The sequence below is a fragment of the Winogradskyella psychrotolerans genome (assembly GCF_018860545.1).
In the GTDB taxonomy this organism is placed as follows: domain Bacteria; phylum Bacteroidota; class Bacteroidia; order Flavobacteriales; family Flavobacteriaceae; genus Winogradskyella; species Winogradskyella psychrotolerans_A.
This window is the reverse complement of record NZ_JAHKPN010000044.1, coordinates 118,694-133,245: the sequence shown is the minus strand read 5'-3', so window position 1 is coordinate 133,245 and position 14,552 is coordinate 118,694. Positions and strand designations below refer to the sequence as shown.

The following is a 14,552-nucleotide window of genomic DNA, read 5'->3' as shown; positions in this document are numbered from 1 at the left end:
GGTTAGTTGCGTGGTTTAGTGACTAAGTTAGCAAACATTTACGAACCCGTGAATATTCCGAAGGAATATTCGCAAGTAGGCTAGAACAAAGCAATTAATTATACACGGTGTTGTAGCTAGTTATTTTAAATATTTTTCAATCATTTTTTTATTCGACAAGTCTATTAATTCAGAACTATTCCAATCCATCATTAATAAATTCCATTTTTTTCCAATTTCCGAAAGCACATTGATTACGTTTTCGTGATTCAGTCCGTCAAGATTTGTAATCCATATATTTTTCACAATGTCATTCTCAAAGTCGAAATAAACCGCTGAATAATCTTTCCCAAACCCGATTGTATTTTCACTTTTCACTCTATAATTACTTCCGTATCCAGTTATAATTTCGGAATGCTTTTCAGTTCCAAGTTTCACTAACAAACTTTCAAGTTCAGATTTGTTGATTTCTTTAGACTTTAAACTGACTTTATTTTCTTCTCTTACATAAATATCAGAATATCCATTTTCAGTTGAGAAGTCACTTATATTCTCCGCTTGTTTTATTAATTCGGATAGGTTTTCTCTCGGTACTATTTCTATTTGACAATAGTCATCTTCGTGATAGAAAATAGTTCCTTCAGCACGATATTCTTTATTGGTCAATTCGGTTTTCGGATTTTCTGTATTACTTTTTGAAAAGTAAAGAAAAGCAAAAAGAGCCAAAACTATTCCTATTGTAATTATCATTCGGATTTTCATTTTTCTAATTGGCTACAACGTGTTTGTGTATGATTAGTTGCGTGGTTAAGCAACTAATTTAGCAAATAAATCACAGATAGAAAGTCTGCGAGGACTTTCGTAAGTAGGCGAGAACCAGCCATTAATTATACACGATGTTACCTGCAGGCTTTATTCAGCTTTCTATTCTTTTTTTTAAATTCCATATTTCCCAATTCAGATTATAATTAGAACAGTTGCTATTATTACTGAAAACCAAACAGTATTATAAACTCCAAATTTAAAATCAACGATTGGAATAATTGCTGAAGAATGATATTTTTAAACAAACTTGGTTTTGTCAACATTTCATAAATTCCAATTATTAATACGAATAAAAAAAGTGTATCGAAATGAATCATTTTTTTTTGTAATCCCATCAAGTTCTGGATTTGCTTTTATCCACTCTTGAAGTTCGTAATAGCTTTTCAACGAAAATATTAACACAATTATTACAATTGTTGAAAATAGTGGTTTATGAAATTTCACAGTTTGTTATTTATTCGATTCGTGAAAATATTCATAAGCATTACGGTCTATTTCTCCACTCAATTTAATTCCGTTTTCGTCTTTCAGTTCATACGTTTCTAGTATTCCTCCAATTGATGCACAACTGTCTAAATCTAAAAGTATTGTTTAGAGCCTACTTTTTTAAGGTAGTCTTTAACCCTTTTAATCATTTTTAATGATCTATTTCTTTTCTGTTGAGTTTTTAGTTTTTTGTAGAAGGCTTTTTAGATATACCATTTGAGCGAAGCAGATGCACCAATGAATTGGCAGATATAACATCTAAGTAATAAAATTAGTTATTTAAAAATAAAAAAAGACACCTTAGATAAAAGGTGTCTTTTTGGCTTAATTATTAAATTGAGATACTTCTACACAGAAAACGATTCCGTTTATGACGTAAAATTTATATTTGATTTTACTAAAAAAGAAACTCTAAATCATCAATAACAGCAGTGGCAATATTAGCGTTGCCAATAGCTCCAGATCCGCTTTTTAACATAAGGTGTATACTAATAAACTGGGTAGGTACACCTTCAAATTCAGATAAATCAATTTCAAAATCAGTAAACTCACTAGTGTCTGTTTCTATTTCAAATGTTTTAACATAATCTCCTGTTATTTCAGAGTCAATAGCCAGTTCCGCTGACGTTACAGGATTTGAAGCAGTACTGAACTTAACAACGATTCTTAATCTATCTATAGAGCCTAGACTGCTTGTACCATTGAATTTATATCTGCCTATAAGTTTTGTTGGTATTGTATTACATTCATAATGTACGTACCCTTTATTAAATGTTTCTATAGCACTGCCTGATTGTGAACGATTTAGTTGAAGAGCTGTTCCATTGGATGCATCACTACCTTCATATTTACTAAAAAAACCACGCCCAATTGAACCACGGTAAAAATTGTATACTGTGCTTTCTGACCAATAATTTGGCAACTCATATGTTAAGTCCCCATCGGTTATTTCTGTAAAGTTATCAAAACTAGCGTTCGGGATAATACAACTTTCAACTGATGTATCGCCACTGAAAGTAAACTTGACAGGCATTGAAGCTTGCGAGTTTCCACTAGAATCTGTTGCGGTAAATACAACCGAGTATGTTCCTGCTATTACTGCAGTGTAGTATGTTTCAACTGTAAATTCAGAATCATTTGTTGTTTCGTTTTCTATTGTTTGTTCAAGAACAGTAATTTCATCACTATTAACAACAGTAATGTTTATGTAACTAATTCTTTCGTTATCAACAGAGCTTGCTGATAAGATAGCCGTTTCTCCATTTGGCGACCCTGCTCCCCATGTTAATATATAATCTTGATTCATTTCTGGACTGATGACTGTGATTGTTGGTGCTAAACTGTCAGTTGTTGCGCTATCATCATCGCTTGTACAGTTCATGAATGTTAATCCCACAACGGCTAGAGCAAACATAATTTTCTTACCCATTTTCATTTTAATTATTGTTTTCATTTTACTTATTTAATTACTAATTATCTATATTTTCTCATATTCTTTTTTCTATGTTGAAAACATTATAGTCAGTACAAATTTGGTTGAATTCTATTTAAATAAAAAGCTATATCTGATGAACATTATAATAGAAGTAGTCAGTTGGCTTATTTTAAAGATGAATTGATGTAAAATTGGTTACAAATTTTAAAATACCTCAATATAATAGGTTACTAACGTATTTATAGAACGGTTTTGTGATGTTAATTTCCCATCCAAGTTAAAAAGTTTTTCACATTAGTTCTACTAATAATAATTTCATTTTCTGGAATAGGATGTATATGTAATTTTAATCTACTGTTAAAATATTTTGAAGCTTTAATAATTGCTTTGATGTTTACAATGTATTTACGATTAGGGCGGTAAAATGATTCTTGTGGTAAGCGTTCTTCTAGATTATTTAAACTATCATTTACTAGGTGTTTTTGGTCTTTAAATGTAGTTACAGTTGTGTATTTATCGTTTGCCTCGAAATAGGCAATCTCACTCAAACTTATATATTTAAAATTATCGCCAGTTTGAATTAAAATTCTTTTCGCTTTTTCTATTTTAGGTTTAGTATAAAACTCTTTGTATAAGTCTGGATTAAAATTAATTTTACCAACAGTTAATGTTTTAAATTTATTAATCGCAAAATCTAACTCTTTTGGATTTATCGGTTTTAATAGATAGTCAATACTGTTTAACTTAAACGCCTTAATGGCATGTTTACTGTAAGCAGTTAAGAAAATGATTGGTGTATTAATAGAAACTGATTCAAAAATTTCAAAGCAATTACCATCTGATAACTCTATATCCATAAAAATCAAATCAATTTTATTTGAATTTTCAGTAAGCCAAGTTATACTTTCTCTTACAGTTGAGATATAATGAACAATTTCAGAAATATTTAAGGCGTTGAGTTGAAAGGTGAGTTCTTTCTGTGATAATATTTCATCTTCGATAATTAGAATTTTCATTTTTTTAGATATATGGAATTAGAACATTGAAGTTGTCTTCATCTTTCATAATTTGAATAGTTTGTCCAACGTTAGCGTATCTATTTTTAATATTTTCTAAACCAATACCCCATGAAGGAGTACTTGTTTTTAATCGTATTTTATTAGAAATAATAACTCCTTCTTCAGTACTAGAAATATTGATTGTCATAGGATTAATATCAGAAATTTCATTGTGTTTAATGACATTTTCAATAAGTAACTGTGTTACCATTGGAAAAATTTTATTTTTCAAATGCTTATCTAAAAAAACCAGATTCACATGTAATGATTCATCAAATCTTGTTTTCATAAGGTAAATGTATTGCTCCAAAAAATATTTTTCTTCTTTTAAAGAGATCGTATCAATGTTTTTATAATCTAAAACATGGCGAAGAACATTCGAAAAACTATTGGTGAATTTTTTTGCGCGATTTTTATCTATATTTATTAATGAATTAAGAACACTTAAACTATTGAATAAAAAGTGAGGATCTATCTGGTTTTTTAGCAATTCATATTCAAATTTAGCATTTTTAATTTGAAGCTCTTTTGTATACTGATCAGTTTGTAGTTTAGAATAGTATATCAAGGTTAGTTCTACAATAGGAATAAGAAAGAAATTAATCATTGTTCCATTCATTGATAAAAGGATAATATCATTGAGTTTAAAAAAAGCCCCAACTTTAAAGTATAAATATATTTGTTCAAACGTTATTAAGAAGGTGTTGGTGATAACAGTAAAGATGATAATTTCAATGAAGGCTCTTAAAAGTGTGTTTTTAGACCAACTCATTACCTTATTTAACCATCTAGTAATGAAAAATATAGCGCATAAAATAATGATTAGTTGAAGGTATATAATAATAACGAAGATAAAATTTTCAAAATCGTATGTAATAGGGGTTTTCGAAAAATACCAATGTTCTATTTGCCTTTGTAGGTTATGTAATACAGCAAATAATACGACAACAGCAAGTAGTTGCCACTTCATGAACTGTCTCAATGTCATTTTTTTCATCGCATTATTTTTTGCAATTCTACATCAAATATTTGATTCAACTATTTGATTTAGTTTTTTATTTCCAAGAGTGTTATTTTTTAATAATTTGGTAAGCAGCCAACTTTAAAATCAATTTCCTCTTAACTTTTGCACGAAGTAATTGATATTGGCAATAAAATAAGTAGGATTGTCTTCTTCATTCGTTTTTTTTTAGCTTGCAGGTAACTTGTTATATGAGTACAATCACTCATGTTATCCCTATCTTAACTCCAGATAACAAAAGCTATAGCACTCTATTCTTAGTTTATAAAACTACGCAATACTTTGCAAAGTTTAGTACGTAGTTTTAGTGCATATCCATAAAAATAAGGTAGTTACAAGATTTATGGTTGCTGTTTTTCGTAATGGTGTAAAAAAAAGAAGCGGTTGCTGAGCATTTTTAATGGTGGTTGTAGGGGTTGGGTGGTTTTTGGAGTTATCTAAGTGCTGTATATGATCATTGTAAATAGATTGATGCTTGGTTGTGATGCTTCTCGATACATGCCGACAGAAAGGTTGGCACACTCGAAGTGACAACATGGGGTCGCTTTTTGTTTCTTACTTTAAATGATGGTCTTAAAAAGGCACGACAATTCCAATACCAGATCTAAAACCGCTCCAGCCAGCATTTACACGATCTCCATCATCATCTTCTAAAGTAAAATCATTGTTTTCTTTTAATTTTAGTTCTCCACCTAACACTAAGTCATAGCCAAGATTTAATCTCAATTTTACGACAGAAATAGGAATATCGTAAATGAATCTTATACCTAGTCCGATATCAATGGAATTAAAGTCAATGGATTCTGTTGAGGTCGTATTAGATATTTTTGAATAACTCTCTAAATCTAATTGGGTATAATTAACAAAAGCTCTTCCTCCGAAATAAAACACGTTTTTACTGCTGTTTTCTGATAGCTTAATTTGGTATTCTCCGCCAAATGTATACGCCTTTAATAGCTGAGTTAACCTAATTAGTCCGGAGTAATCTGAATACGATATTTTACCACCAGTAGAATTATAAGAAGCAAAAAACTGCGTACTAATATCCTCGATTTTTATACCAAACGAATAACCAATATTTGCTCCGAAATCATCATTAACGTCTAGATTTACCTCATTGATATCGTCTCTTAATTGTAGCTGAAAGTTTTTTAAATCAGTATGTGAAAACGTGTTATAATTGACTTCAGCTATAGCAGAGATATTATTTTGAGCTTGTACATTAAAATATACAAAAGCCATTAGAAGAATAATAACTTGTGTTTTTTTCATAATTAGTTGGTGTAAAGGTTAGATTCAAAAACGTACCCGTTAGGTGAGAAAATATAACCATTAAAATAGCGATAAGACTGTTGAAAAGAGGTATCTATTAATTTGGTTTCATTAAGATTAATGTCATAGATATGAGATCTATTTCCTGCCGAAAAATGGTTGCAATTTATAAAGGGTTTTCCAGTATCTGTATATTTTACATCATAAACAATTTCTGTGTCCCAGATGTAAGTTTGGTTATAGTTAGATAAATCTAAATAAAACGTACTTCTATACCATCCAAAAACGGCGGAATTGCTTAATTTATCAAAGGTCATATGTTCTAGATCAGGTGCATCTGTATTATATCTTGAATCTTGAATGGTGTTTAAAAAAACGAATTCCCCAAAATCTAGTTTGTATAGATCACCGTTGGCATAAAAATAAGTAGCATCTATGGCACTAAAGAAGTTGGTTGTTTTGTTAATACCAAATTTTTGAATTCCAGTTGAGATGTCATAAATCAATACTTCACCAGAAGCCCAGGAATCTTCTAAAATTATATAATTCCCTCTGAAATATGTATCTGCATTTGCTTTGTTAGCATTGAAGTCAACGGCATTGTAAGTGTTAGCAATAGAGAACGTCATAGGATTAAATACCAGTGCTTTTTCTTTGAGATTTAATAATATTCTATCAGAATTATTGTCGAACTCTAATGAATTAAAATCTTCTGAAAAGCTTAATGTTGTTAGTATTTGCGAGTTTTCTATTTCAAAAGATTCTGCATTTAACTGATAGATCATTAATTCGTTTGAATTTGTTATTTCTACAATAAAATATTTGTTTATAGATGGCACATAGGTTATGTCTTCAAATTCCGAAATAGGTAAACTATCACCAACTGGTATTTGTTCATTTAGTTCTCCAAATAAAGAATTGTTTTTGAAGATTTTAAAATTTAAGAAAATATTTCCTCCAAAATAAAAGCCTTTATCAATAATTGTTTCACCTCCTTGAGGATTCAAATTAACAAATGCACCTCCGGAGAAAGGATAGGTGTAACCAGATAATCCTATGGTATCGAAATTGCCATATAATGGGTGCTCATTGTAAATTAACTTAAATTCTCTGTAGAGAAGAGGTTCTATACTAAAATTCATTTTTGTGGTGGGAAGTAGTACAAAATCAGAAATATCTTCAGTAAATGAATTTTTAAGTTTGATGGCATAGCTGGGATTATAAAATATAGTCTGATCATCATGTATTTGTAAATCGGACAAATCCTCTTGAGAAATGGGTCTTTCTTCTATAATAAAGTCATATTCATTTTTAATGACAAGGAAGGCTTCATCAAAATTATTATCTAAAATAGGGTTTAAGGTAATAAAGATTGAACCTTGGTTTATGTTAATACTCGCTATGCCAAAAGGATTTGCTAAAGTTTTATCCACTATAAAATTGTATTCTGCCAAACCAACGAAAAATTCTCCATTTAAAGCATCAGCTAAACTTCCAGAATTTGTAGGGAGAGCATATTCAATAGTTAATTCATGCTCTCCATCAGTTAATTCATCCACATACAAATAAAATTCTCCTGTTGTTTCTTGACTTCTATAGGTTTCTGTTCCGTCAATTTTAACAATCATTTCAAATTCATTGTTTCCAGCCCCTGTTATGGTATATTGTATTATTTTAGAAGAACTTGTTTGTTCCCCATTTGAAAATCCTGTTAAAATGACATTTACATTTGGATTATTTGTTTGAATGTCTTTGAAAGAATCCTCTGAAAAATCATATGTACAATTCGTTAAAAACAAAGTACTCACTATAAAAAGTATATATCTAAATCGTAATTTCATAACACTAGTTTTTCAATTTGTAGTATTTATCTAATGGGCTACAACGTCGTTGTATATAATTAGGGTAGTATTTTAAGCGCGGAAGTTAGCAAATAAATTACAGATAGACCCGAGCGCAGTGCACTGGAGAAGCAATATTCTGTGAGGATTTTGGTAAGTAGGCGAGAACAAGCCATTACGTATTGCCATTGTTTGCTGAAGTGTTTTTTTCAATCCCATATGTTTGGTCTATCAATTTTCATTGCTCTTAAATACGACAAAAATTGTCCTGCGTGAACTGATTCGTGATATCCAATCCGCAATAAATAGTTTGCAAGGATTTTCTTGTCTCCGTTCCCTGGATGAATGATTTCGGTTGTGTTTAATTCCGTATCCGAAAATTGGCGAATGCTTTCTAAAAATGTATTTCTATAAGGTTCAGCAAATTCTAGTTCATCATTAACGTTAATGAATGGTCGGTTTTCCCAAGGTGTTTTATAATTTGTCATATCTCCTTGATTAATGATCAGATTCCAGCCATAATCAGCTTCCAAAACGTGTCTTATCATTTCTGACGCACTCATGGCGTTCTCATCAGGTTTCCAATTGTAATATTTTTCAGGTAGTCCATTCCAAAGTTTTATACTTCTTCTCCTTATTTCTGTAAAGTTCAAAATTATGAGTTCAGATTGAGTCATTTTCTTAGTTTTCGGGAGTGTCGTTTTACATTACAGCCTATAGCCATTGTTGTCCTTTGACTTCGTCGAATCTTTGATTTCGTTATTTTTTTTCTTTTAGTTCAGATTCAATCAAATTTAATACCTCATTTGAGTAATCTAACATTTTAAGATACAAGTTTAATCTATTAGTTTCAACACCTGTTTTCATAGCGAGTGGGTGTAAAATATTTGGATTTTGATATAAATTTGAGATTATATTATTCTGTTGCTCACTATCTTCTTTAACCTTGTTTAAGCCAACAAATTGTCGAGTTCTATTATCTAAAAATAATGTTCCAATGGATTTAAATTCATTGTGTAGTGTATTTAGTAAATTCATTGATAATGTTTCATCTTCGAATCCTTGATTTATTTCTGCAGAAAATAAAGCTAATTTTGATTTAAGCGTTTCGCTTTTCAATATTTTTAAATCTCCACTTCCAACCATAGCTTCATAACTTCCTACGATAGGTTCGGCTCTGTAATAATTAAAAGCTCCGTAGTAGATAAATTTACCAATAGAATCTCTCTTGTATTGTACATCTTTTCTTTCAAAACATTCTATAAGTGATTTACAATTATTAATAACAAAGGTCTGTTTATCGACGATGTCTGAATATATTTTTTTGTTCTCTGTAAAGTCTTTTTGTAGCGTTTTAAGTATTAATAGTTCACTCTTTTCTTCTTTACGATTGTCATTCCAATTATTGATTTGTAGCGCAATCAAAATACCAATAACCACCAGTATAATTTCGCCAATGGCGTATTTAAAATACTTTCCCGTTTTGTTTTTTTCCATAAGGTCGTAGCGTATTTTTCGAAAGAACTTGATCATTGGTTCGCGGTTGGTGAAAATGAATGCTAAGGTGTTTGTATCTAACCTGTTGAGGTTTTTAGACCTCTAATTTAGGGAATAAAAACCGAATAAATTTTGAAAGCAGTTTATAAGTGACTAATAATTAGTTATGTGCGTGATAAAATTTCGCAGGAATTTTTGCAAGTAGGGAAGAACCTAGCATTACTTATATGCGGTGTTGACTGCTGTTTTTATTATTTGAATTCTCGAACCATTATATGCATTAAGAAGCTATCAATTCCAATTTCAAAATCATAATTAGCAACTCTATTAAAATTATTTTCTTTATAAAATTGAATTGCTTTATCATTTGTATGAAGTACTGATAGCCACATGTTATCACATTTTTGTTCTTTAACCTTCTCAAGTATCTTATTCCAAAGTTTTAAACCAATCTTCATGGAATGAAAATCGTTTAACACATAAAAATTATGAAGCTTACAAGTATTTTTTCCTTTTACGAATTCCGAATCCGTATGCATTTCTATTTTTGCATACCCAACTGGAAATTCATTTACATAAGCTATCCAAAAATGAGCATTGGGGTTCTTTAAAAATGATTTAACCATACTTATAGAAAAGTTATGATCAGCATAATTTTTTGCATCTTCTTTTCTTCTGAATAATGCTGCAAAAGTTTCTTTCCATGTAGTTCTGCCTAATAATGCAAGAATTTCATAATCATTCTTTTCAGCTTGTTTGATTGTTATTAAATCCATTGAATTTAAATTTCTGCTAACGTGTTGTTGTATGGTTTACTTCGTCTGTTCGCTGCGCTCGGGTGTTGCTTGGTATAGCACGTAATTTAGCAAATAAATCACAGATAGAATATGCCGCAGAAATATGTGTAAGTGGACAGTGACCAAGCAATTAATTATACATGGTGTTGTGCGTTCGTTATTTTTTAGTTCCCTCAAGTGTTTTCTGAAGTCCCGAACGTATTTTTTCGTCAACAATATCCGTTAAAATTCCGGTTTCTAAATTATATTTTTTTATGATTGTCGGCTCGTTATATTCATTATAAGTTCCATCGTCATTTTTGTCAATTCCAAACCTGATAAACAGATCTTTTGTCTCGTTCAAAAATTCATAATCATAAACATCCATTCCATCAATCCCAACATTTTTAAGTTTCTCACTATTTAGAGAATATATGTAAAGACTTTTAAAATCTTTAAGGTTTATCACTCCATCTTTATAGGTGTCATTTTTTGCAATATTCATTAGTAAATAAATGTCGTCATCAAAATATTCTGATTGAATTCTGTTAAAATTAATTCTCTCATTGAATAGTTTTTTACTGTTTTCAGTTTTTGGCTTATAAACAATTACATTATTATAAATTCCATGTGTTCCACTTGAATATCGATTATCACTTGGTTCGTATTTAGATGAACCACTATAAGCATTTAAAAGTCCATTGATGTCTTCTTGTTCGTCCAGGGTTTTATGAGAAACAGGAATAATGTAAGTCGAATTTATAGTGTCAATTAATCTCGGTTGTCTGAAAGAAATGACTTGCTCTCTTTTATTTTCTTTTTGTAATTCCTCTATTTTTTCATCTGATAAAATTCCTGTTTCTGTGTCGTCGTAATCGTTAAACCTTCGATGTTCCATAATAGTTATAGAAATAAACGCAATCAACGCTACAATTATAAAAATAACTCCAACTGTTCCTAAAACAGCTAATATTCTTTGGTTATATTTCTCAATTTTCATTTGTAGTTACGATTTTTTTTAACGCACAACGGTTTTGTATATGGTTTACTTCGTCTGTTCGCTGCGCTCGGGTGTTGCGTGGTTAAGCAACTAAGTTAATAAACATTTATGAACCCGTGATAATTCCGAAGGAATTTTCCAAGTAAAAAACGAGAAAGCAATTAATTATACATGGTGTTACCACACGTTTTTATTCGTTTTTTTCGTCCGTCAAATATTTATAACTCTGTTCAAAATATTTTTTCATTGATTTATTCAAATGTTGACTGAATTTAGTTTTTTCATTTCTTTCTTTAGATAACCAAGCCATTGCATAGGCAATTATTTGTTCTGGTAAATATCCTTGTCCAGTTGAATTCCAACCAAATGTTCCGCCTGTTGCAAATTGGGAAAAATTAAAACGAGAATTTCCAATAAAAATACCAAACCCATAAGTTATTGCTGTAAAGTCAGTCAAAAATTCGTCATTTTCTTCTGTTCTGTTTTCTCCTAATAAAATCTGATGTGATAACTCGTGTGATATTGTAGCAATTAGAGAAATCGTATTTTTTAATTGTCCTCTTTCGATTGATATTATCGTTTCTGTTTCGGTCTGCTCATAAGTTCCACTTGCACTTTTCCAACTACCGTTAATATCTGCTGGTGTTGTCAAAGTTGTTCCATCATCCATTTCAATCGCTTCGTCTGCAAAGAATTCGAGTTTAATTTCAGTATCTCGAATGTTCATTAATTCCATTGTCCGTTTGAGTATGAATTCCGCATCTTTTTCAGTTCCGTCAAAAGTTCTGTTATAAAAATCTATTGTTGGTGTTACTGTTCGGATTTCCATAAAGTGTTCTTCGCCAATTTCAGTCCGCAACCAATTAAGGTCTTCGTCAATCCAAATTTTATCCTCTTTGGTAATCGGTAATTTTGTCTTTTTATTCCAGAACATTATTGGTTGGTCATATGTGTGCTAACGGTTTTGTGTATGGTTTACTTCGTCTGTTCGCTGCGCTTGGGTGTTGCGTGGTTTAGCAACTAAGTTAGCAAACTTTTACTTGCCAGAGAAAATTCCGCAGGAATTTTCGTGAGTAAGCCTAAAAAAGCAATTAATTATACACGGTGTTGGCAGTAGTTTTTTCTTGTTTTTCTTTCGTTTTTATTTTATGTTTCTTTAAAATTTCGGGATATAAATTCCGTGCTGATAGATATTCGGATAGTTCGATTTCAAAATCTCCATAGACTTCAAATAGTTCTTTGGTTGGTGCATACTTTTTTTCATATTCCCAATAATGCTTACTAAACAAGTCGGAAAATTGGATTGATTCTTTATATTCTTTAATATCTACTAAAACATTATTATACAAGTTTATTTCTCCGCCAGTTTCAAAAAATGTTTCTCCATTTTTAAAAAGAATTAGATTTGACTTTTCCCAATTTTCAGTTTTTTCGTAGCCACTTGTAAATCGTAAATTACTTTTCTCGTATTTTATTAACCAATCAATCATTGATTTTTCTGAAGAATTATCAAATTCAGCAAGTGCCTTTTTAGCAGAATTATGATTTTTTGTTAATTCGTTAAAATTCTCAATTGTCACATAAATTGATAAAAAAGACCAAACAAAATTATAATCCCAATGTAAGTCCTTTACGGAATTATGTAATTTTTTATTGTGTTGAAACCAAAAAACGAACTCCTCAATATCAGTAATTTTGTTCTCAAATTCCTCAAATTCTTTTACAGCAATTTCCACTTGTTTTTGTAGTGTGGCAATATGAGATGAAGGATTGTAGTTTTTACTTTCGTCTTTTTTAAACCTAAAATAAATACAATTTTTCTTAACTAGATTTTCCTCATTTTTAAAATCACTACATCTAAATAAATCTACGACTTCATTATTTTCTTCTTTAAAAAGTAAATCTAAATAATCATTATTTTTTGTCAAAAAAGTATAACCACTGCAACCTTTGTAGCATTTGTTACAAGTACCTTTTGATGCTTTTTCAAATTTGGTTACTCCTTGTTTTTTTAAGTTCTCAAACGTATTACTTAAAGTTTTAATAAATAACTCTTTAGAAACTTCCATATATGCTTTGTCATTGTCTAAACAGATATCAAACAAGTCAATATCCATTTCTGTGATTGCTTTTATTATAGTTTCCTTTTTAGTCATTTAGTTTTATATGAAAATTATTTTTTTGATAAGACTTATATTAATAATGCCATCTTGACCTTTTCAATCTTTCCTCATCTAAATCCGAATTATCTCTGCCGCTTTGTTCTGCCTTTTCTCTTTTTCTTAATAAGTCAAGTTCTAGTTTATAGAGTTCTTTAGAGTTGTTGAGGGTTGCATAACACTCCTTGTAAGTTCCAGAAAAGATGTTTGCTCCTTGAAAATCATTAAATTCAGAGGAACCATTACTACTTAAGTCTAAATAAGGTGTAATTTCTTCAAAATTTGGAATATATTTGGAATAGTATTTTTCTGGTAAAATGATTTTTAAACTACCATCGTTTTCGATTAGTTCATAACTCCAACCATTATCATTTGGTACAGTTCCAATACAGGAAACCTTTGCTACATTAAAATCTAATTTCTTAAAGTTTAAATGAGGTACTTTCCATTTGTCTTTATGATATTTATTAAAGTTAGAAATATTATCAAACTTTATATCTCGGATTCGATACTCTCTGATAACAAATTTTTCATTTAATTCAATATTTTCTATTTCTTGGGCATTAAAAATAAAAAAATCTGATTTATCTATAAACTCGTAATTTTGTTTTGATATTGATGAACTATTAATTGTATCTATATAGTTTAATAGTTTAAACACAGATTCATTAAAATTGTTTTCGAAAATCTCAAAATATGGTTTGTTTAAATAGCGAGTTAGAGAAAATTCAAAGATATCTGTTTTTGAAGGGATGTACTTATTCAATTCATCATCATCATCATCATCATCATCATCATTGATGTTTGTTGATAACTCGATAAAAGTATCTGAATATTTCTCTAGAAATACTTCTTTTAAATTTTTTTTAAATTGTAATAAATAGGGAACATTCCATATATCATTTTCTAAACTTATCTTTAAATTAATAATTACATTTTTATATTCAGATATTTTGGTAGTAACAATCAAATTGTCAGTCGAGAAAACATTTATTGGTTGATGAAATATACTTAATAATTCAGGTTCAATTTCAATAATTATGTTGTCTATATTTATTTTCATAATGTTTATGAGTTTCTGAATATTGTTAGGAATTACTAATCTTTGTTGGTTTTCCCAAATTACTGCCAACGTGTTATAACAGAGTAATCACTCACATTATCCCTTCTTTAATTCTGAATAACTAAAGCTATAGCACTCCG

General features: G+C 29.9%; 13 protein-coding genes. All 13 read right to left on the bottom strand.

All coding sequences use genetic code 11. From position 1 onward, the window contains the following. Positions 1–120 precede the first annotated feature (120 nt). Complete coding sequence (locus KO515_RS15240; RefSeq protein ID WP_215937198.1) at positions 121–741, bottom strand: hypothetical protein; 621 nt, start codon at positions 739–741, stop codon at positions 121–123. A gap of 946 nt (positions 742–1,687) precedes the next feature. Beyond that, positions 1,688–2,743, bottom strand: a complete 1,056-nt coding sequence (locus KO515_RS15235; protein ID WP_215937197.1) for a hypothetical protein — start codon at positions 2,741–2,743, stop codon at positions 1,688–1,690. Positions 2,744–2,985: 242 nt separating this feature from the next. Further along, a complete protein-coding gene (locus tag KO515_RS15230) occupies positions 2,986–3,741 on the bottom strand; it encodes a LytR/AlgR family response regulator transcription factor (RefSeq protein WP_215937196.1) in 756 nt (251 codons plus the stop codon). A gap of 4 nt (positions 3,742–3,745) precedes the next feature. Continuing rightward, positions 3,746–4,780, bottom strand: a complete 1,035-nt coding sequence (locus KO515_RS15225) for a sensor histidine kinase (protein ID WP_215937195.1) — start codon at positions 4,778–4,780, stop codon at positions 3,746–3,748. A 597-nt stretch (positions 4,781–5,377) separates the two neighbouring features. Next, positions 5,378–6,076, bottom strand: coding sequence for a hypothetical protein (locus KO515_RS15220; protein ID WP_215937194.1), 699 nt, complete (start codon positions 6,074–6,076; stop codon positions 5,378–5,380). Between the two features lie 2 nt (positions 6,077–6,078). Next, on the bottom strand, positions 6,079–7,917 hold the full coding sequence (locus tag KO515_RS15215; protein WP_215937193.1) for a hypothetical protein: 1,839 nt from the start codon (positions 7,915–7,917) through the stop codon (positions 6,079–6,081). A 209-nt stretch (positions 7,918–8,126) separates the two neighbouring features. Beyond that, complete coding sequence (locus tag KO515_RS15210) at positions 8,127–8,594, bottom strand: DinB family protein (protein ID WP_215937192.1); 468 nt, start codon at positions 8,592–8,594, stop codon at positions 8,127–8,129. 82 nt (positions 8,595–8,676) lie between these two features. Beyond that, positions 8,677–9,414: a DUF6090 family protein gene (locus KO515_RS15205; protein WP_215937202.1), complete on the bottom strand. Its 738-nt coding sequence runs from the start codon at positions 9,412–9,414 to the stop codon at positions 8,677–8,679. 251 nt (positions 9,415–9,665) lie between these two features. Further along, positions 9,666–10,190 (bottom strand): GNAT family N-acetyltransferase, encoded by a 525-nt coding sequence (locus tag KO515_RS15200; protein WP_178984698.1) that lies wholly within the window; start codon positions 10,188–10,190, stop codon positions 9,666–9,668. A 178-nt stretch (positions 10,191–10,368) separates the two neighbouring features. Further along, the gene (locus KO515_RS15195; protein WP_215937191.1) at positions 10,369–11,190 is read right to left on the bottom strand and encodes a hypothetical protein; all 822 of its coding nucleotides are present in this window, start codon (positions 11,188–11,190) and stop codon (positions 10,369–10,371) included. Between the two features lie 190 nt (positions 11,191–11,380). Next, positions 11,381–12,124, bottom strand: a complete 744-nt coding sequence (locus KO515_RS15190; protein ID WP_215937190.1) for a hypothetical protein — start codon at positions 12,122–12,124, stop codon at positions 11,381–11,383. Between the two features lie 157 nt (positions 12,125–12,281). Next, positions 12,282–13,346, bottom strand: a complete 1,065-nt coding sequence (locus KO515_RS15185; protein ID WP_215937189.1) for a hypothetical protein — start codon at positions 13,344–13,346, stop codon at positions 12,282–12,284. Positions 13,347–13,386: 40 nt separating this feature from the next. Continuing rightward, entirely contained in the window at positions 13,387–14,412 is a 1,026-nt protein-coding gene (locus KO515_RS15180; RefSeq protein ID WP_215937188.1) for a hypothetical protein, read from the bottom strand. Positions 14,413–14,552 lie beyond the last annotated feature (140 nt).